At 57.8% G+C, this 19,001-nt stretch carries 18 protein-coding genes; 2 read left to right on the top strand and 16 right to left on the bottom strand.

Annotated features, from left to right (window positions below):
• Window positions 1-92: 92 nt before the first annotated feature.
• Window positions 93-2,279, top strand: a complete 2,187-nt coding sequence (locus RTE01_RS03985; protein ID WP_134525557.1) for a TonB-dependent siderophore receptor — start codon at window positions 93-95, stop codon at window positions 2,277-2,279.
• Window positions 2,280-2,333: 54 nt separating this feature from the next.
• Here the strand turns inward: RTE01_RS03985 and RTE01_RS03980 are convergent, their stop codons facing one another.
• The 8 genes from RTE01_RS03980 to hinT form a co-directional block, all read right to left on the bottom strand.
• Window positions 2,334-2,873, bottom strand: coding sequence for a glycine zipper 2TM domain-containing protein (locus RTE01_RS03980; RefSeq protein ID WP_052698707.1), 540 nt, complete (start codon window positions 2,871-2,873; stop codon window positions 2,334-2,336).
• Window positions 2,874-3,135: 262 nt separating this feature from the next.
• Entirely contained in the window at window positions 3,136-4,440 is a 1,305-nt protein-coding gene (locus tag RTE01_RS03975; RefSeq protein WP_076945221.1) for an NAD(P)/FAD-dependent oxidoreductase, read from the bottom strand.
• A gap of 237 nt (window positions 4,441-4,677) precedes the next feature.
• Entirely contained in the window at window positions 4,678-5,220 is a 543-nt protein-coding gene (gene ycfP / locus RTE01_RS03970) for an alpha/beta hydrolase YcfP (protein ID WP_041144980.1), read from the bottom strand.
• A 36-nt stretch (window positions 5,221-5,256) separates the two neighbouring features.
• Entirely contained in the window at window positions 5,257-6,267 is a 1,011-nt protein-coding gene (gene nagZ, locus RTE01_RS03965) for a beta-N-acetylhexosaminidase (protein ID WP_161795650.1), read from the bottom strand.
• Window positions 6,268-6,295: 28 nt separating this feature from the next.
• Window positions 6,296-7,111, bottom strand: coding sequence for a thiamine kinase (gene thiK, locus RTE01_RS03960; RefSeq protein ID WP_141334710.1), 816 nt, complete (start codon window positions 7,109-7,111; stop codon window positions 6,296-6,298).
• A complete protein-coding gene (gene lpoB / locus RTE01_RS03955; protein ID WP_161795674.1) occupies window positions 7,092-7,721 on the bottom strand; it encodes a penicillin-binding protein activator LpoB in 630 nt (209 codons plus the stop codon). Before lpoB ends, thiK begins: the two co-directional genes overlap by 20 nt.
• Before the next feature lie 21 nt (window positions 7,722-7,742).
• Entirely contained in the window at window positions 7,743-8,117 is a 375-nt protein-coding gene (locus RTE01_RS03950) for a YcfL family protein (protein ID WP_041144976.1), read from the bottom strand.
• 3 nt (window positions 8,118-8,120) lie between these two features.
• Window positions 8,121-8,477, bottom strand: coding sequence for a purine nucleoside phosphoramidase (hinT, locus tag RTE01_RS03945; RefSeq protein WP_041144975.1), 357 nt, complete (start codon window positions 8,475-8,477; stop codon window positions 8,121-8,123).
• A gap of 362 nt (window positions 8,478-8,839) precedes the next feature.
• Here hinT and fhuE point away from each other — a divergent pair, with 362 nt between their 5' ends.
• Window positions 8,840-11,023: a ferric-rhodotorulic acid/ferric-coprogen receptor FhuE gene (fhuE, locus tag RTE01_RS03935; protein ID WP_134525552.1), complete on the top strand. Its 2,184-nt coding sequence runs from the start codon at window positions 8,840-8,842 to the stop codon at window positions 11,021-11,023.
• Window positions 11,024-11,137: 114 nt separating this feature from the next.
• On the opposite strand, the gene ptsG is transcribed toward fhuE, so the two are convergent.
• The 8 genes from ptsG to acpP form a co-directional block, all read right to left on the bottom strand.
• The gene (gene ptsG, locus RTE01_RS03930; RefSeq protein WP_041144973.1) at window positions 11,138-12,571 is read right to left on the bottom strand and encodes a PTS glucose transporter subunit IIBC; all 1,434 of its coding nucleotides are present in this window, start codon (window positions 12,569-12,571) and stop codon (window positions 11,138-11,140) included.
• Window positions 12,572-12,875: 304 nt separating this feature from the next.
• Window positions 12,876-13,661: a metal-dependent hydrolase gene (locus RTE01_RS03925; RefSeq protein ID WP_041144972.1), complete on the bottom strand. Its 786-nt coding sequence runs from the start codon at window positions 13,659-13,661 to the stop codon at window positions 12,876-12,878.
• A 10-nt stretch (window positions 13,662-13,671) separates the two neighbouring features.
• Window positions 13,672-14,676 carry a DNA polymerase III subunit delta' gene (holB, locus tag RTE01_RS03920; protein WP_115193155.1) on the bottom strand — a complete coding sequence of 335 codons (1,005 nt, stop codon included), beginning with the start codon at window positions 14,674-14,676 and terminating at the stop codon, window positions 13,672-13,674.
• Window positions 14,673-15,314, bottom strand: coding sequence for a dTMP kinase (tmk, locus tag RTE01_RS03915; protein ID WP_041144970.1), 642 nt, complete (start codon window positions 15,312-15,314; stop codon window positions 14,673-14,675). Before tmk ends, holB begins: the two co-directional genes overlap by 4 nt.
• On the bottom strand, window positions 15,304-16,326 hold the full coding sequence (yceG, locus tag RTE01_RS03910) for a cell division protein YceG (protein ID WP_141334707.1): 1,023 nt from the start codon (window positions 16,324-16,326) through the stop codon (window positions 15,304-15,306). Before yceG ends, tmk begins: the two co-directional genes overlap by 11 nt.
• Window positions 16,327-16,328: 2 nt before the next feature.
• Complete coding sequence (gene pabC / locus RTE01_RS03905) at window positions 16,329-17,138, bottom strand: aminodeoxychorismate lyase (protein ID WP_041144968.1); 810 nt, start codon at window positions 17,136-17,138, stop codon at window positions 16,329-16,331.
• Between the two features lie 131 nt (window positions 17,139-17,269).
• Entirely contained in the window at window positions 17,270-18,511 is a 1,242-nt protein-coding gene (gene fabF, locus RTE01_RS03900) for a beta-ketoacyl-ACP synthase II (protein WP_041144967.1), read from the bottom strand.
• An 89-nt stretch (window positions 18,512-18,600) separates the two neighbouring features.
• Window positions 18,601-18,837 carry an acyl carrier protein gene (gene acpP / locus RTE01_RS03895; protein ID WP_000103754.1) on the bottom strand — a complete coding sequence of 79 codons (237 nt, stop codon included), beginning with the start codon at window positions 18,835-18,837 and terminating at the stop codon, window positions 18,601-18,603.
• Between the last annotated feature and the right edge of the window lie 164 nt (window positions 18,838-19,001).

Here is a 19,001-nt window from a genome sequence, read left to right as displayed (position 1 = left end):
TGTTTCACCCTGTAACAATCGGTGCACACGCGCCGAAAAAATAGAACAACAATGCTTAACAACAAAGCAATTAACTCATAAAAGGAATGCGAATGAACACGCGTCTCTGGGTGCTTAACCCACTGCTGCTGGCTACCACCCTCCCCGTCTTTAGCACCCAGGCGGCTGAAGAAAACCTGATCGTTAGCGCCAACCGTACGCACCGTACCGTTGCCGAAATGGCGCAGACCACCTGGGTTATTGAAGGTCACGAAATTGAACAGCAGGTTCAGGGCGGCAAGGAGTTCAAAGATGTGCTGGCGCAGCTCATTCCAGGCATCGACGTCAGCAGCCAGGGACGGACAAATTACGGCATGAATATGCGCGGTCGCGCGATCGTGGTGCTGATCGACGGCGTGCGGCTAAACTCCTCCCGCACCGACAGCCGTCAGCTCGACGCCATCGATCCGTTCAACATCGAGCACATCGAGGTCATCTCCGGCGCCACCTCGCTGTACGGCGGCGGCAGTACCGGCGGCCTGATCAATATTGTCACCAAAAAAGGCCAGCAGGATCGCCAGGTCGATCTCGAACTGGGCGGCAAAACGGGTTTTGCTAACAGCAACGATCATGATGAGCGGGTGGCGGCAGCGGTGAGCGGCGGTACCGACCACGCCTCCGGCAGATTATCGGTGGCCTATCAGCGCTTCGGCGGCTGGTATGACGGCAATAACGATGCGCTGATCCTCGATAATACCCAGACCGGCTTACAGCACTCCGACCGCCTCGACGTGATGGGCACCGGCACCATCAACATCGACGATAATCGTCAGCTTCAGCTGGTCACGCAGTACTATAAAAGCCAGGGCGACGACTACGGCCTGTACCTGGGGAAAAACATGTCGGCGGTGACCGGCGACGGCAAGGCCTACACCACCGACGGGCTGGACTCCGACCGCGTACCCGGCACCGAGCGCCACCTGATAAGCCTCCAGTATTCCGACGCCGACTTCTACGGTCAGAATCTGGTCAGCCAGATCTACTATCGCGATGAATCCCTGACCTTCTACCCCTTCCCGACCCTCGCTAAGGGCCAGGTCGGCAGCTTCTCCTCCTCGAAGCAGGATACCGATCAGTACGGAGCCAAAATTACCCTCAACAGCCAGCCGCTGGAGGGCTGGGACCTGACCTGGGGGCTCGACGCCGATCATGAAACCTTCAACGCCAACCAGATGTTCTTCGACCTCAACGAATCGATGGCCTCCGGCGGGCTGAATAATCAGGCCATCTACACCACTGGCCGCTACCCGGGCTACAGCATCACCAATCTCGCTCCGTTCCTGCAGAGCAGCTACGACCTGAACGATATCTTCACCGTCAGCGGCGGCGTGCGCTACCAGTGGACGGAAAACCGGGTGAATGATTTTGTCGGCTATGCGCAGCAGCAGGACATCGCCAACGGGAAAGCCCGCTCGGCGGACGCCATTCCCGGTGGGAAAACTGATTACGATAACTTCCTGTTTAATGCCGGGATTGTCGCCCACATTACCGACCGCCAGCAGACCTGGTTTAACTTCTCCCAGGGCGTCGAGCTGCCGGATCCGGGCAAATACTACGGCATCGGTAAATACGGCGCCGCCGTTAACGGCAACCTTCCGCTGCTGTCGAGCGTCAACGTCGGTGATTCACCGCTGCAGGGGATAAAAGTTAACTCTTACGAGCTGGGCTGGCGCTACACCGGCGACAACCTGCGCACGCAGCTGGCGGCCTACTACTCAACGTCGGACAAAACCATCGTCGTCAACCGCACCGATATGACGATTGACGTTGAGTCCGATAAGCGGCGTATTTACGGCGTTGAAGGGGCGGTAGATTACGCCTTCCCGCAGAGCGACTGGAGCACAGGAGCTAACTTCAACGTCCTGAAATCGCAGGTGAAAAGCGAAGGCAGCTGGCAGAAATGGGATGTGACCCTCGCCTCACCGTCGAAAGCCACCGCCTGGGTCGGCTGGGCGCCGGACCCGTGGTCGCTGCGCGTGCAAACCCAGCAGGTGTTCGATCTTAGCGACGCCAGCGGCAACAAGCTTGATGGCTACAACACCGTCGACTTTATCGGCAGCTACGCGCTGCCGCTGGGTAAGCTGACCTTCAGCATCGAAAACCTGCTGAACGAAGACTACGTCACCATCTGGGGCCAGCGCGCGCCGCTGCTCTACAGCCCAACCTACGGCAGCAGTTCGCTGTATGAGTACAAAGGCCGCGGCCGCACCTTTGGTCTGAACTACGCCCTGAGCTTCTGATAAAAAAAGCCCCTCACCCTGAGCGTGAGGGGCAAATATCAATAAACGTCTTTTTTACGCTTTGTTATTCAGGATCAGCTGACCGTTACTATCCAGCGGAATTTGCGTGCCGGGGTCATGTTCCATGCGAATCTTGCCCTGCTGTCCGCCAATTTTGTACGTGACGTCATAGCCCAGCATTTTATCCGATTTGTCATACACCGTTTTGCAGCGCTGCTGCGTGGTGGTGTAGGTATCGCCTTCCTGCATCGATCCCTGAATCTGGTTACCGGCATAGCCGCCGCCCAACGCGCCCACGACGGTGGCAACGCTACGGCCACGGCCGCCGCCAAACTGGTGGCCGATAACCCCGCCGGCAACCGCGCCGAGTACCGAACCGGCAATGCGGTTTTCGTCCTGTACCGGACGACGGTGGGTTACGGTGACGTTGCGGCACTCCTGACGCGGCGTTTTAACACTTTCTTTAATCGGCGTACTGGAGACCACCTGCGCATACTGCGGTCCGCGATCCAGTACGTTCAGACCGGCGACAGCTGCCACACCCAGCGCGGCGGCCACGCCAATCCCTATACCCGCCAACATTGATTTATTCACGGGGCATCCTCCGTTGTTGCTGATAGCGATAATTTTGCTATCTACCCGGGGAGCTTGCAAATGAGAAAGCGGATGAAAAATGCGAGGATCTGCAGCAAACAGCGGGGATTCAGAGGAATCCGAGAGGATATAGCGAATCTTACAGGACGATATTCCGGATAATCGCCCGGCAGCGCGTTATCTGACCAGGCGACAGCTCGTCGCGCTCCGCGAACCCGGACAAGGCGTTAACGCCGTCATCCGGGAGCGGGGCGCCCGAGAATTAGTGCAGCTTCAGGCGCGGACGAATGATGCGGTTGATGCGCCCTACCAGCATCATCAGGCCGGTTTTAAAGTAGCCGTGCAGGGCAATCTGGTGCATGCGGTACAGGGAGATGTAAACGAAGCGCGCAATGCGGCCTTCGATCATCATTGAACCGCGCATCAGGTTACCCATCAGGCTGCCGACGGTCGAGTAGTTGGAGAGCGAAACCAGCGAACCGTGATCCTTATAAGCATAAGGTTTCAACGGCTTGTTTTTCATCTGCGCGAGGATGTTATGCAGCGCGCAGGTTGCCATCTGGTGAGCGGCCTGCGCGCGCGGCGGCACGAATCCGCCTTCCGGACGGGCGCAGGAAGCGCAGTCGCCGATGGCGTAGATATCCGCATCTCGGGTCGTTTGCAGCGTCGGCTCAACCACCAGCTGGTTGATGCGGTTGGTTTCCAGACCGCCGATCTCTTTCATAAAGTCCGGCGCCTTAATCCCGGCAGCCCAGACCATCAGATCGGCCTTAATAAACTCGCCGTCTTTGGTGTGCAGGCCGTTAGCATCGGCGCTGGTGACCATGGTTTTCGTCAGCACCCGCACGCCGAGCTTGGTCAGCTCGCTGTGCGCGGCGCCGGAAATACGCGGCGGCAGCGCCGGCAGAATACGCTCACCGGCCTCAACCAGCGTGACGTTCAGCGCTTCGTTGGTCAGCCCTTTGTAGCCGTAGCTATGCAGCTGCTTAACCGCATTATGCAGCTCGGCAGAGAGCTCTACGCCGGTGGCCCCGCCGCCGACGATAGCAATATTCACTTTGCCGCTGGCGCCGAGATCCGCGGAGTATTTCAGGAACAGGTTCAGCATTTCCTGATGGAAACGACGCGCCTGGTGCGGGTTATCGAGGAAAATGCAGTTCTCTTTAACGCCCGGCGTATTAAAGTCGTTAGAGGTACTGCCCAGCGCCATCACCAGGGTGTCGTAAGGCAGCTTACGCTCGGCCACCAGCAGCTCGCCCTTTTCATCACGCAGTTCACTGAGCGTGATGGTTTTGGTTTCGCGATTGATATCCGCGACTGACCCGAGCTGGAACTGGAAACCGTGATTGCGGGCATGAGCCAGGTAGCTCAGCGCATCTACACCTTCGTCGAGCGAACCCGTTGCCACTTCATGCAGCAGCGGTTTCCACAGGTGGCTATGGTTGCGATCCACCAGGGTGATTTTCGCTTTTTTGCTGCGGCCCAGCTTTTTACCCAACTGAGTAGCCAGTTCCAGTCCGCCGGCGCCGCCACCCACGATTACTATTTTTTTCAATGGTGTAGTCACGTGACCCCCTAAAATTATTAACCAATTGTTAATTAAAAGTTATAGAAATAGCCTTTAATTAACAACAAGTTACAGCATTGAAACCATTCAGCGGAATCGAGAATAACATGAACGGTTCATTGGTCATACCAAAATTGATATGCATCAAGTTTTACCGCATATTTTTTGCGCAGGCAATCACGGAATGGATAAAAAAAAGCCCGCTGTGCGTTCACACAGCGGGCTGGAGGGGGGCTATCAGCCGAGGGTTTTAAAGGCCTTTATCCGCTGCAGGTGCGGGGAGATACTCTTGAATTTATGGCCCTGCTCGTTATCCCAGATGATTTCATAGTAGTGGTGCAGCAGCTCAGCCGAACGCTGGCTGTCGAGCGCTTCATCCTTGCGGGAAAGCATCACCAGGCAACGATCGCGATTTTTTTCACGGAAATTATTCACGCACTTCGTGCCGATATCCGCGTACTCTTCCGGGCGATCGATCTTCCCTTCCATATTCTCATCGGGAAACAGGTTCGGGTTAAAAATAGCCTGGCGGATATCGCAGAGGAAGCCAATCCGTTCCGCCCAGTAGCCGCCGAGACCGACGCCGCAAATCAGCGGCCGATCGTCGGCGTTGAGCTGCAGCATCTTATCGACTTCTTTTAACAAGTGCTGCATATCGTGTTTCGGATGCCGCGTACTGTAGCTAATCAACCGCACGTCGGGATCGATAAACTGCAGCTGCAGCACCTTTTCATGGTTACCGGGGCTGTTAGAGTCAAAACCGTGTAAATAGATAATCATCGCATCCTCACCAGACAACAACGCCCTTCAGGTTCGCTACGCGGACTTCGCCTCCTGCCAGCGCGCGTGGAGCTGCTCCAGCTGCGCGTTGACCCTCTTCCAACGGGCGGAATCCCTTAGCTCCTGACGGGTAAAGGAACCTTTATGATACAATTTCGTAACACGCTCTGCTTTGATCGGCGACAGGTTATCCAGCACGCTGACCGCACCCTTACGATTATTGCAGACCAGGATCATATCGCAACCTGCATCCAGAGAAGCCTGTCCGCGTTCGGCATAGCTGCCCATAATCGCCGCGCCTTCCATCGACAGGTCGTCGGAGAAAATCACGCCGTCAAAGCCTAACTCCCCGCGCAGTACCGTCTTCAGCCAGTGCGGCGAGCCGCTGGCCGGACGCGGGTCAACGTCGGTATAAATAACGTGGGCAGGCATAATCGCATCAAGGCGCTGCTCCGCAACCAGGGTGCGGAAAACGGCCATATCCCGGGCGCGAATTTCCGCCTCAGCGCGCGGGTCGCGCGGCGTCTCTTTATGCGAATCCGCGGTTACCGCGCCGTGACCTGGGAAATGCTTCCCGGTCGCCTTCATGCCCGCTTCATGCATACCGTCAATAAAGCAGCGCGCGATGGCCAGCGCCTTCTCGGGATCCTCATGATAAGAGCGCTCGCCGATGGCGGCGCTGATGTGGCCGACGTCAAGCACCGGCGCAAAGCTGATATCTATATCCATCGCGATCATTTCGCTGGCCATCAGCCAGCCGGCCTGCGCCGCCAGCCTGCCGCCCTCTTCCATTCCCAGCAGTGCGGCAAAGGACTGCGCGGCCGGCAGGTGGGTAAAGCCCTCGCGAAAACGCTGGACGCGCCCGCCTTCCTGATCGACCGCGATCGCCAGATGATTGTGCGAAGCTTCGCGGATCTGACGCACCAGCTCGCGCAGCTGCGCCGGATCGTGATAGTTGCGGGTGAAGAGAATCAGCCCGCCAACCAAAGGGTGCGCGAGGATCTCCCGCTCTTCCGCATCCAGTTCAAAACCTTCGACATCCAACATTACCGGACCCACACTGACCTCTCTTATATTATGTGTCTAACTGACGCCAGGCCGCATCTGCCAGGGCGATAAACTGCCGGTCGCCGGTTTGCTGCCAGCGACGCTCGTACCAGCCTGCCATGAGCATCAATACCCACGGGCGCCAGCGCTGAATTTGTCGCCACAGCTGACGTTCATTCATCTTCGCCAGCCGGGCATACTCCGCCGTCAGCCGTCGCTGCTGTGCAGAATCAATCCACACGGCGGCAAGCTCCAGCGCAATATCGCCGTCGCCGGCATATTCCCAGTCGATCAGCCGCAGCCCGCCCGCGGTATGAACCAGATTGCCCGCATGTACGTCCATATGCAGCGGCGCCAGGCGCAGCGGCCGGGGCTCTCCGCGGCGTAGCAGACGCTTATACCAGCGCAGCCATAGCGGGGTTCGTCGCGAGCGATCGCTCTGCTGCCAGTAGCGTTCCAGCAGCGGCGCCAGCGCGATACGCCAGCCCAGGCACGGCTGCTGGTGCAGATGATACAGCACCCCGGCCAGCTGCGGGCACGGCGGCAGCGCGCTTTTCATTTCACCGACGCAGTATTCCACCACCATCCAGCGCGGGGAGTAAAAAATCGGCGACGGCGCAAGCGTATCCGGCATCCGGGATAACGCGCGATATTGACGAAGGAAATCGCTGGCGGGGGCGGCAGGATCGTGCGGCTGGCGTAATACCAGCCGCCGGGTGCCGTCGCTGACGATGCAGCTACCGCCGCTCAGACCGGCAAAGGCCGGATCGTCGAGCGGCGAATAGCGGGGGAAAAAGCGCGACAATAGCTCATCGCGCGTTAGCTTACTGTTGCTGAACTGCACCTTTACCTGACCAAATAATCTCGCCGGTTTGTACCAGCATCAGCTGCATCTTCAGCTCAGGTGAGTTGACGTTGCCGGTGGCATTAGAGTAGAGCACGTACTGGGCGCCAACGGTGCGCGCAATGCCCATCGCTTTGCTGCGGCTGCCGAGGCTATCCTGCGGTGACAGGCCAAGCTGCTGTTTCGCCACGCCGAGCTGCTGCTGCGAGACCAGCGTAAACTTGCCGTTTCCCGTCAGCGCATTGCGCAGGGCCTCGGTCGCCTCACCCGCGTTCAGCGTACCGTTCGTGCGGTTATTGACGCTATCAACCAGCAGAATGCTGCCCGCGTTCACGCCGCCCGCCTGCAGCATCTGCCCGACCATCGGCTGTACCGCACCGCTCCAGTCATAGTGGCGAACGCGCGGGGTTGGCTGAGTCGGCTGCTGTTCATGCTCAATCGGACCCGGCTGCGCTGGAACTGCCGGAATGCCCGGCACCGTTGGTACCGTAGGCTGAGCGGGCTGCTCCGGTTTCGGCTGCGCCTCCCCTACCGGCGCGGGCTCCTGACGCTGCCCAACGCACCCGGCAAGGAATATCGCCAGTGCTGTGATCAACGCATAGCGACACATTTTAATCATCACAATTACCTCTTACAGATAAAGATAGAGTCGGGCCTTATGCGCCCCCAAAATATTTGCGCTACCGTAAAGCGTCACGGATGAGCGTGCGGGCACCGTTATGCTGCGTGCCGGCTCCAGCGGGTGCATCTCCAGCCCTCTGGCGTCATACCAGAAAAAGCGGTAATGCACGACGATCGGCTCCTGGCGTTCGTTGAACAGCCTTGAGGTCGCGGTGGCCTGAATCTCTGAGGCGGTGACCTCAGGCGCATCGGCGCTGATACCTGCGGCTAAGACGTTAGATTCCATCACCAGCGTCTGCTGCTCTCCCACCGGAATTTCCGCGTGAGAACCGCAGCCGGCCAGCAGCGCCGCCGCCAGAAGAGTGCCGAAATGAGCTGCGCGCATTGATTAGCCTTTGTGAGCCAGCATGGGACCCAGCGGGCGACCGCCCAGCAGGTGCATATGGATATGGTAGACTTCCTGGCCGCCGTGGCGGTTACAGTTGACGATCAGGCGATAGCCGTCGTCGGCAAGACCTTCATCACGCGCGATTTTCGCCGCGACGGTCATCATGCGACCCAGCGCCAGCTCGTGCTCCGTGGTGACGTCGTTGACGGTAGGAATCAGGATATTGGGGATAATCAGAATATGGGTCGGCGCCTGCGGAGAAATATCGCGAAAGGCGGTAACAAGCTCATCCTGATAAACAATATCCGACGGGATCTCCCGGCGAATGATTTTGCTAAAAATCGTTTCTTCTGCCATGACTGATTCCTTATTAATTTTTATACCGTGCTCTGGCCTGCCTCTGCAGATAAACGCGGATGCACAGGATTCGTCTAAGAGTATGAGCGAGTTACTCCCCCTCTTTCAACCCGAATGCACTTTTTCTTACGCGGCTGCGGACTTAGCTGATGACGGATTAAGCATATCCCTGATTATGTCCCGGCACCGCCGTCGATAAAGCGCCTTTTTGCCCCCCTTCTTACGTCTGTTTACACATTAAATATAAATGCGTATATTTCTCATTTGTATTCACAACATGGACGCACCGCACTTCGGGAATGATTCGACCGCGGCCACAGAGCCCCGGCGTATAACGACAGGCTCCTCATTAAGGGTTAATCATGTCTTTCACTACCATCTCACGGGACGGACGCCGCGCGCCGTCTCTTCTTGCCGTCGGTATTGCGTTAGCGCTCTACCCCACCCTCGGCCTTGCCGCCGACGCGACCGACGACACCATCATTGTAGAAGGAGCAACGCCAGCCGGCACCGACGAACAGCGGCAGGATTACAGCGTTAAAACCACCACCGCCGGAACAAAAATGCTGATGACCCAGCGCGATATTCCGCAGTCGGTCAGCATCATCAGCGAGCAGCGGATGCAGGATCAGCAGCTGCAAACCCTCGGCGACGTGATGGATAATACCCTCGGGATCAGCCGGAGCCAGGCGGACTCCGATCGCAGCAGCTATTATTCCCGCGGCTTTCAGATAGACAACTATATGGTCGACGGCATTCCGACCTGGTTTGAGTCCCGCTGGAACCTCGGCGACGCGCTCTCCGATACCGCGCTTTTTGAGCGGGTCGAGGTCGTACGCGGCGCCAACGGCCTGCTGACCGGGACGGGCAACCCCTCCGCATCGATCAACATGATCCGCAAGCATGCCACCAGCCGCGAGTTTACCGGCAATATCTCCACCGAGTACGGCAGCTGGAACAAGCAGCGCTACGTCGCCGATATGCAGAGCCCGCTGACCGAGGACGGTAACGTGCGGGCGCGTATTGTCGCCGGCTATCAGAATAATGACTCCTGGCTCGATCGCTACAACAGCGAAAAGACGTTCTTCTCCGGCATTCTCGATGCCGACCTCGGCAGCGCAACCAGCCTCTCCGCCGGCTATGAATATCAGCGTATCGACGTCAATAGCCCAACCTGGGGCGGCCTGCCGCGCTGGAACACCGACGGCAGCAAGAACCACTACGATCGCGCCCACAGCACCGCGCCGGACTGGGCCTATAACGATAAAGAGTTCAACAAAGTCTTCGTCACGCTGAAACAGCGCTTTGCCGATACCTGGCAGGCGACCATGACGGCAACCCACTCCGAGGTCAAATTCGACAGCAAAATGATGTACGTCGATGCGTACGTTAACAAAGAGACGGGAATGCTGGTCGGCCCCTACGCCAGCTATGGACCGGGCTACGATTACGTTGGCGGAACGGGCTGGAACAGCGGCAAACGTAAAGTCGATGCCGTGGATCTGTTTACCGACGGCGGCTTCGATCTGTTCGGCCGCCAGCATAACCTGATGATCGGCGGCAGCTACAGCAAGCAGAACAACCGCTACCTTAGCTCCTGGGCAAACGTATTCCCGGATGAGATCGGCAGCTTCTCTGGCTTCAATGCGGCTAACTTCCCTGAAACCAACTGGGGCCCGCAAAGCCTCGCCCAGGACGACACCACGCGTATGAAGTCCCTGTACGCCGCGACGCGCTTCTCGCTGGCCGATCCGCTGCACTTAATTCTTGGCGTTCGCTATACCAACTGGCGTATCGACACCCTCTCCTACAGCATGGAGAAAAACCATACCACGCCGTACGCGGGCCTGGTTTACGACATCGATGATAACTGGTCGACCTACGCCAGCTACACCTCCGTCTTCCAGCCGCAGGATAAGCGCGACAGCTCCGGGAAATATCTGACGCCGATCACCGGAAATAACTATGAGCTTGGTCTGAAGTCGGACTGGATGAACAGCCGCCTAACCACCACCCTGGCGATTTTCCGTATCGAACAGGACAACCTGGCGCAGTCTACCGGTACACCGATTGCCGGCAGCAACGGCGAAACGGCCTACAGAACGGCGGACGGCACGGTCAGTAAAGGGGTTGAGTTCGAGATTAACGGCGCCTTAACGGATAACTGGCAGATGACCTTCGGGGCCACGCGCTACGTTGCGGAAGATAACGAAGGCAAGGCGGTGAACCCCAACCTGCCGCGCACCAGCGTCAAGCTGTTCACCCGCTACCGTCTGCCGGCAATGCCCGAGCTGACCGTTGGCGGCGGCGTGAACTGGCAAAACCGCGTTTATACCGACACCGTGACCCCGTACGGCACCTTCCGCGCCGAGCAGGGCAGCTACGCGCTGGTGGACCTGTTCAGCCGCTACCAGGTCACCAAAAACTTCGCCTTACAGGGCAATATTAATAACCTGTTCGATAAAACCTACGACACCAACGTCGAAGGGTCGGTGGTTTACGGCGAGCCGCGCAACTTCAGCATCACCGCCAGCTACCAGTTCTGATTTATCCTCAGCGCTGACCAGCAGAACCCAGGGAGCCAGCCGGCTCCCTTTTTACTCGCTTAAGCCAATAAAAAAGGCAGCCATTCGGCTGCCTTAGTCTCCCCACATCACAACTTAGTTGGCGCGGATGTACTCGTCCATTTCAGTTTTCAGGTTATCGGATTTAGTCCCGAAGATCGCCTGAACGCCTGAACCTGCAACGACCACACCGGCAGCACCCAGTTTTTTCAGGCCCGCCTGATCAACTTTAGCTACGTCAGCAACGCTAACGCGCAGACGGGTGATGCACGCATCAAGGTTAGTGATGTTTTCTTTACCGCCGAACGCTGCAATCAGAGCCGGAGCCATTTCGCTGGTGGTGCCCACTTTGCTGTCTTCGGTTGAATCTTCACGACCCGGAGTTTTCAGGTCCAGTGCTTTAATCAGCACGCGGAAGACAACGTAGTACACGATCGCATAGCAAATACCGACAATCGGGAACAGCCACAGCTTGCTGCTGTTACCGGACAGGACGATAAAGTCGATCAGGCCGTGAGAGAACGATGTACCGTCACGCATACCCAGCAGGATACAGATCGGGAATGCCAGACCTGCAAGAATTGCGTGGATAACGTAGAGGATCGGCGCAACGAACATGAAGGAGAACTCGATCGGCTCGGTAATACCGGTCAGGAACGAGGTCAGCGCTGCGGAGATCATGATACCGCCCACTTTCGCGCGGTTTTCCGGTTTAGCGGAGTGCCAGATAGCGATAGCCGCAGCCGGCAGGCCGTACATTTTAAACAGGAAGCCGCCGGACAGTTTGCCCGCAGTCGGGTCGCCTGCCATGTAGCGCGGGATATCGCCGTGGAAGACCTGACCTGCCGCGTTGGTGTATTCACCAATCTGCATCTGGAATGGAACGTTCCAGATGTGGTGCAGGCCAAACGGTACCAGGCAGCGTTCAATGAAGCCGTAGATACCGAACGCCACAACCGGGTTCTGGTACGCAGCCCACTGAGAGAAGGTCTGGATAGCAGTACCGATCGGTGGCCAGATAAAGGAGAGGATCACGCCGGTGAAAATAGCGGCCAGACCGGAGATAATCGGCACAAAACGCTTGCCCGCAAAGAAGCCCAGATACTCTGGCAGCTTGATGCGATAGAAGCGGTTGAACATGTACGCTGCGATTGCACCGGAAATAATACCGCCAAGTACGCCGGTATCAGCCAGGTGTTTAGCCGCAATCTCTTCAGCAGGTAAATGCAGAACCAGAGGGGCAACAACCGCCATGGTTTTCACCATGATGCCGTAAGCAACGACCGAAGCCAGCGCGGATACGCCGTCGTTATTGGTGAAGCCAAGCGCGACACCGATAGCGAAGATCAGCGGCATATTAGCGAATACTGAACCGCCTGCCTCTGCCATGACGTGGGAAACGACTTCTGGCAGCCAGCTGAAGTTTGCGGAACCGACGCCCAGCAGGATACCTGCGATAGGCAGTACGGAAACCGGCAGCATCAGCGATTTACCGACCTTCTGCAGGTTAGCAAATGCATTCTTAAACATAATTGAGAGTGCTCCTGAGTATTTGGTACTTTTTTACGTTTTCACGCATTGGCACGGGGGGAGAACCGTGCCGTGGACAGGACATCTAAGCGCCCTTTATTTATTACACAGAGTAAAATAATTGGCGGAATGATTGTTTGACGGCTATCACGTTTCAATCAGTCGGCGTGGGAAAATTTACATCAACTTACATAAGCTGTATCTAAATGTTGCCAAAATCCGGTCACCGCCCCTTTTGTGGCGGTGAACTTTACTCGCTTTAAGTATTAATTACGAGCCTTAAAATAATAGGAAGATCGGCGGGTTACAGGCGGGAGGGGTCGATATGGAACAATCTGGCGAAATTATCGGTGGTCTGCTGCGCCAGCTGCTCCAGCGAAACGCCCTTCAGAACCGCCATATATTCGGCAACGTCACGAACCATCGCCGGCTGGTTCTCTTTACCGCGATGGGGTACCGGCGCGAGGTACGGCGAATCGGTCTCCACCAGCAGGCGATCGAGGGGAACGTAGCGCGCGGCATCGCGCAGCTGTTCGGCGTTGCGGAACGTGACAATACCGGAAAACGAGATATAGAACCCCATGTCCAGCAATTTACCCGCTGTCTCTCTATCCTCTGTGAAACAGTGTAGTACGCCGCCGCAATCCGTCACTTTTTCTTCCTGCAAAATTGTCAGCGTATCGGCCCGCGCGTCGCGGGTGTGCACAATTACCGGCTTGTTGAGCTCGCGGCCGATGCGGATATGATCGCGGAAGGACTCCTGCTGGCGGGGCTTGGTTTCCGGGGTGTAAAAATAGTCCAGCCCGGTCTCCCCCATCGCCACCACGCCCTCTTCCGCGGCCAGCTTGCGCAGCTCGTCAACGTCGTACGCTTCATCCTGGTTGAGCGGATGCACGCCGCAGGAGAAAACCACGTTGTCACGCTGTCCGACCAGCTCGCGCATCCCGCGATATCCCGGCAGCGTTGTCGCAACGGCAAGGAAGAACTTCACGTCACGCGCGGCGGCTTTTGCCAGCACATCGTCCACGTCTTTATGCAGGGTTTCATAATCCAGGCCATCAAGATGGCAGTGGGAGTCGACTAAAAACATAATGTCTCGCTCAGAGGTGGGAAACGGGCAGGACCGTCCCAGGTTGCAGGTAATGTTCCCAGCGCAGAAGGCGCTCGGTTAGCAGCAGTTCTCGGTTGACGCCGACCACGCTCAGCAGCTGCTCGCGGCAGGCGCTGACGTCCTGCGTAATGGCCTGCAGGCGGCTGGCAGGCAGCGCCTGCGCCAGCTGGTTGATTAGCGTCCAGGCATCGGGGTTGCTCAGCAAAGAGATCCCCTGCTGCCTTTTTTGTGCATCCAGCAGCAGCGATGCCAGCCAGTGCAGGCGAACGGCGGCCTGTTCATGATTGAGGATCGGCAGCAGCGTTAGCCAGTCGCCGCCGGTTAGCGCGCTTGCCAGAGTCTGGATGAGCTGCTGCCGGGCGGCCCAGCGGCTCTCCTCGAGCAGCTCCAGCGCCGCCGCCGGCGCATTAGCGCTCAGGCGCAGCGCGGCCAGCAAGGCGTTTTGCTCAAGCGTTACTTCGCGCTCCAGCCACGCCAGTCCATAGGACTCCGCCGGCGGAGCAAGATGATACAGGCGGCAGCGGCTGCGCAGCGTGGCCAGCAGCCGCGCCGGCTCCTGACAGGCGAGGAAGAACCAGGTATTTTCCGGCGGCTCTTCCAGCGTTTTCAGCAGGGCATTGGCCGCCGCATCGGTCAGCAGCGCCGCGTCGCTAATCCACACCACCTTGGCTCCGCCGAGGCGCGAGCGTTCGTAGAGCTTTTCATTCACTTCGCGAACGGCATCAATGCCGAGAGCGCTTTTGCCCTTCTCCGGCACCAGCGTGTAGTAGTCAGGGTGGGTACCGGCCTGCATCAGCTGGCAGCTATGGCAGTGGCCGCAGCTTTTGTGTCCTTCCGGCTGTCGGCACATCAGGTAGCGGCACAGCGCGTAGAGCAGCGCATCGCCGCCCATTCCGGGCAGCGCCTGAAGCAGTAACGCATGGTGACCCCGCCCGGCCTGATAGCTGGTGACTAACTGCTCGAACGGCGGGCGTAACCACGGATACCATTTCATGCGCGCTGCTCCGCCACCCACTGGCCGATCGTCGCACGGATATCGCGCGCGACCGCTTCCAGCGGCTGGGTGGCGTCAATGGTGCGGATCGTCGGGTCCTGCGCCGCCAGCTCAAGATAGCGCGCGCGGGTCCGGTTAAAGAAGTCCAGCGACTCCTGCTCAATGCGATCGAGCTCACCGCGGGCGCGGGCGCGCTTGAGGCCCACCTCAGGCGTCACGTCGAGATAGAGCGTCAGGTTCGGGCGAAAATCGCCGAGCACCGCGTCGCGCAGCGTCGCCAGCATCGTCTGGTCAATGCCGCGGCCGCCGCCCTGATACGCCTGGGTTGAGAGATCGTGGCGATCGCCAATCACCCACTGCCCGCGGGCCAGGGCCGGCTTAATCACCGTTTCCACCAGCTGAACGCGGGCGGCATAAAACATCAGCACTTCGGCTTTATCATTAATCACTTCATCGCCGGTCGACTGAATATCGAGTACCAGGCTGCGCAGTTTCTCGGCGAGGATGGTGCCGCCCGGTTCACGGGTAAACAGCAGATCGCTGACGCCAGACTGTTCCAGCGCCTCCACCACCAGGTTACGCGCGGTGGTTTTCCCTGCGCCCTCCAGGCCTTCGATAACGATGTAATTACTGCGCATTTTTTTCCTTAAGAACTTTTAGATAATCCTGAACCGAGCGGTTGTGGCTGGACAGATTGGTATTAAACGTATGTCCGCCCTTGCCGTCAGCGACAAAATAGAGGTACGGCGTTTTCGCCGGATGCGCGGCGGCGGTCAGCGAGGCCTCCCCGGGCGCGGCGATCGGCCCCGGCGGCATACCGCTAATCACATAGGTATTATAGGCCGTCGGGGTTTCGAGATCCTTGCGCGTCAGCCTGCCATTATAGCTCTCACCCATGCCGTAAATCACCGTCGGGTCGGTTTGCAGGCGCATGCCGATGCGCAGGCGGTTGATAAACACCGACGCCACGCGATCGCGCTCTTCCGGTACCGCCGTCTCTTTTTCAATAATTGACGCCATGGTCAGCAGCTGGTTTTGGTCCTCGTACGGCAGGTTATCCATCCGCCCTTCCCACGCCTTGTCCACCTCGGCGACCATCTTCTGATGCGCCCGCTTGAGGATCGCTACATCGCTGGTATTGGCGGTATACATCCAGGTATCCGGCCAGAACCAGCCTTCGACCCAGTCCGGGTGTTCAAGGTCGAGCGTTTTTGCCACCGTTTCGTAGCTGTCATCGGCCAGCGTATGTTTGACATACGGCGCATCGCGCAGCTGGCGCAGATAGTCGCTCACCCGCATTCCTTCGACAAAGCGCAGCGGGAACTGGGCCTCTTTGCCGCTGCCCAGCAGCTGGAGCATTTCGCGCACCGTCATTTGCGGCGTGAAGCGGTAGGTCCCGGCTTTGAAGTGCGACAGCTCCGGCTCAATGCGCAGCAGCCACTGGAAGACGCGAGGCCGGTTGATGACCTTGTCACCATACAGCTGCTGGCCCAGCGCGATGCGCCCGGTGCCGGCTTCCAGGGTGAAGATGGTCTCTTCTTTGATAAGCAGCTTGCTGTCAGCGAGATGGCGGACTTTCCACATGCCCACGCCTGCGGCAATGCCAAAAACCACTAACAACAGCAGGATAAAACGTAACATTTTCTTCATGACTAACCAGACAGCTCACACAGTGGGGCTAAAAAATGATAAAGCTCGCGCGAGGACCAACGGCTCTCGTCCCAGCGGCGAACCGGCACCAGCGGCATCAGGGCGTTGCAAATCAGCACTTCATCGGCATCCCGCAACGCATCAGGGCCCGCGGTGACTTCGACAACGCGAAACGGCGATTGTGCCAGCCGCGCGATACAATACTGGCGCATGATCCCGTTCACGCCCGCCTGGTCAAGGCGCGGCGTAAATACCGCCATTCCCTTGCGCCAGAACAGATTCGCGGCACAGCATTCCGTAAGCCACCCTTCGCTGTCAAGAACCAGCGCCTCGTCGGCGTCCGTCTGCTCAAGATGAGAGCGGATCAGCACCTGCTCGAGGCGGTTAAGGTGCTTAAGGCCGGCAAGCGACGGGTTACGCCCCAGCCGTATCGGGCTCAGGGCCAGGGTGATGCCCTCTTCACGCCAGCGGGAGTAGTGCGCCGGCAGCGGGGATACGCTGAGGATACGGGTCGGCTGCTGGCACAGCGTACCGCTATAGCCGCGGCCGCCGGAACCGCGCGTCAGAATAACCTTGAGGACGCCGCTTTTCTGGACCTGCGCCAGGCGCAGCATTTCCTGTTCCAGCGTTTGCCAGTGGGTATAGGGGATCATCAGCTTTTCGCAGGCCTGCTGCAAACGCCGAAGGTGGGCAGGCAGCATCTGCACCTGACTCTCTACAATCCGCGCGGTGGTAAAGCATCCGTCGCCAAACTGTATCGCCCGGTCGTTAGCGGCCAGGACGTCCTGTTCAAGGCCATTAATCAAGAACATAGTGGCTCCTTATCGGTGGCCCGCTAGTGTCGCAGGATGAATTACGCAGGACAAGCAGAGAAAGCTGAAGAAAAAAGAAGGCCCGCATAAATGCAGGCCTGAGTCATGGCTGGGTGAGGCAACTAACGCGCTTAGACCTTTTTAAAGATCAGCGAACCGTTGGTGCCACCAAAGCCGAAGGAGTTACACAGCGTGTACTCCATACCGGAAACCTGGCGGGCTTCGTGCGGAACGAAGTCCAGGTCGCAGCCATCGTCCGGGTTATCCAGGTTGATGGTCGGCGGAACCACGCTATCGCGCAGCGCAAGGATTGAGTAGATAGACTCTACCGCGCCTGCGGCGCCCAGCAGGTGCCCGGTCATAGATTTGGTCGAGCTAACCATTACGCTGCGAGCCGCATCGCCAAAGACTGACTTAACAGCCTGAGTTTCCGCTTTATCGCCCGCTGGCGTCGAGGTACCGTGCGCGTTAACGTAGGCAATCTGGCCCGGTTCAATGCCCGCATCGCGAATGGCGTTAACCATTGCCAGCGCGGCACCCGCACCGTTCTCCGGAGGAGAAGTCATATGGTAGGCATCGCTGCTCATACCAAAACCGACGATTTCCGCGTAGATTTTCGCGCCGCGTTTTTTAGCGTGCTCGTACTCTTCCAGCACCACCATGCCCGCACCGTCGCCAAGCACGAAGCCGTCGCGATCTTTATCCCACGGACGGCTTGCCGCCTGCGGATTGTCGTTGCGGGTAGAGAGCGCACGCGCTGCGCCAAAGCCGCCCACGCCAAGCGGGGTACTGGCTTTTTCCGCACCGCCGGCAACCATAGCGTCAGCATCGCCGTAGGCAATGATACGCGCGGCCTGACCGATATTATGCACACCGGAAGTACAGGCGGTCGCGATGGAGATGCTCGGCCCGCGCAGACCAAACATGATGGTCAGATGTCCGGCCACCATGTTAACAATTGTAGACGGTACAAAGAACGGGCTGATTTTACGAGGTCCGCCGTTGGTCAGCGAGCTGTGGTTTTCCTCAATCAGGCCGAGGCCGCCGATGCCGGAGCCGATAGCTGCGCCGATGCGGTCTGCGTTCTCTTCCGTTATTTCAAGACCAGAATCCTGCATGGCCTGAACGCCAGCGACAATTCCATATTGAATGAAGGCATCCATCTTGCGCTGCTCTTTGCGCGAGATAATGTCATCACAGTTAAAATCCTTTACTAAGCCAGCAAATTTTGTTGCATAGGCGCTAGTATCGAAATGGTCGATCAGGCTGATGCCACTCTGACCGGCAAGGAGAGCTTTCCAGGTAGACTCTACGGTATTGCCGACAGGAGACAACATGCCCAGTCCGGTCACAACTACACGACGCTTAGACACGGTTGTCCTCCAGGGAGGGAAAATAGATTCTTGTGGGACAAACTAAAGATAAAACTCAGGCGGTCGAATGACCGCCTGGAGATGTTCACTTACGCCTGGTGACCGTTGATGTAATCAATGGCAGCCTGAACAGTGGTGATTTTCTCAGCTTCTTCGTCCGGAATCTCAGTATCAAACTCTTCTTCCAGAGCCATTACCAGCTCAACGGTGTCAAGAGAATCAGCGCCCAGATCTTCAACGAAGGAAGCATTGTTGGTAACTTCTTCCTGCTTAACGCCCAGCTGTTCGCCGATGATTTTCTTAACGCGTTCTTCGATAGTGCTCATACTCTTAAATTTCCTATCAAAACTCGCTTTCGCGATGGTTTTCGTAGTGTATAAAATGTTGAAAAATTTGCAACTAAATCCCGGCAGGTCGTACCACGATTTTACGCTATTTTGCGGCTGTTTGCCCTCATAACGCAAATCATTTTGCACAAAACCGTACCCGG

The organism is Klebsiella terrigena (genome assembly GCF_006539725.1).
In the GTDB taxonomy this organism is placed as follows: Bacteria; Pseudomonadota; Gammaproteobacteria; order Enterobacterales; family Enterobacteriaceae; genus Klebsiella; species Klebsiella terrigena.
Note: the sequence above shows the minus strand (reverse complement) of the source record. Positions and strands in the feature narration are given on the sequence as shown.

Coding starts and splice junctions, on each gene's coding strand:
- RTE01_RS03985 (WP_134525557.1), top strand. CDS start 93: ATGAACACGCGTCTCTGGGTGCTTAACCCACTGCTGCTGGCTACCACC.
- ycfP (WP_041144980.1), bottom strand. CDS start 5,220: ATGATTATCTATTTACACGGTTTTGACTCTAACAGCCCCGGTAACCAT.
- nagZ (WP_161795650.1), bottom strand. CDS start 6,267: ATGTTGGATGTCGAAGGTTTTGAACTGGATGCGGAAGAGCGGGAGATC.
- lpoB (WP_161795674.1), bottom strand. CDS start 7,721: ATGTGTCGCTATGCGTTGATCACAGCACTGGCGATATTCCTTGCCGGG.
- RTE01_RS03950 (WP_041144976.1), bottom strand. CDS start 8,117: ATGCGCGCAGCTCATTTCGGCACTCTTCTGGCGGCGGCGCTGCTGGCC.
- hinT (WP_041144975.1), bottom strand. CDS start 8,477: ATGGCAGAAGAAACGATTTTTAGCAAAATCATTCGCCGGGAGATCCCG.
- fhuE (WP_134525552.1), top strand. CDS start 8,840: ATGTCTTTCACTACCATCTCACGGGACGGACGCCGCGCGCCGTCTCTT.
- ptsG (WP_041144973.1), bottom strand. CDS start 12,571: ATGTTTAAGAATGCATTTGCTAACCTGCAGAAGGTCGGTAAATCGCTG.
- RTE01_RS03925 (WP_041144972.1), bottom strand. CDS start 13,661: ATGTTTTTAGTCGACTCCCACTGCCATCTTGATGGCCTGGATTATGAA.
- holB (WP_115193155.1), bottom strand. CDS start 14,676: ATGAAATGGTATCCGTGGTTACGCCCGCCGTTCGAGCAGTTAGTCACC.
- tmk (WP_041144970.1), bottom strand. CDS start 15,314: ATGCGCAGTAATTACATCGTTATCGAAGGCCTGGAGGGCGCAGGGAAA.
- yceG (WP_141334707.1), bottom strand. CDS start 16,326: ATGAAGAAAATGTTACGTTTTATCCTGCTGTTGTTAGTGGTTTTTGGC.
- pabC (WP_041144968.1), bottom strand. CDS start 17,138: ATGTTCTTGATTAATGGCCTTGAACAGGACGTCCTGGCCGCTAACGAC.
- acpP (WP_000103754.1), bottom strand. CDS start 18,837: ATGAGCACTATCGAAGAACGCGTTAAGAAAATCATCGGCGAACAGCTG.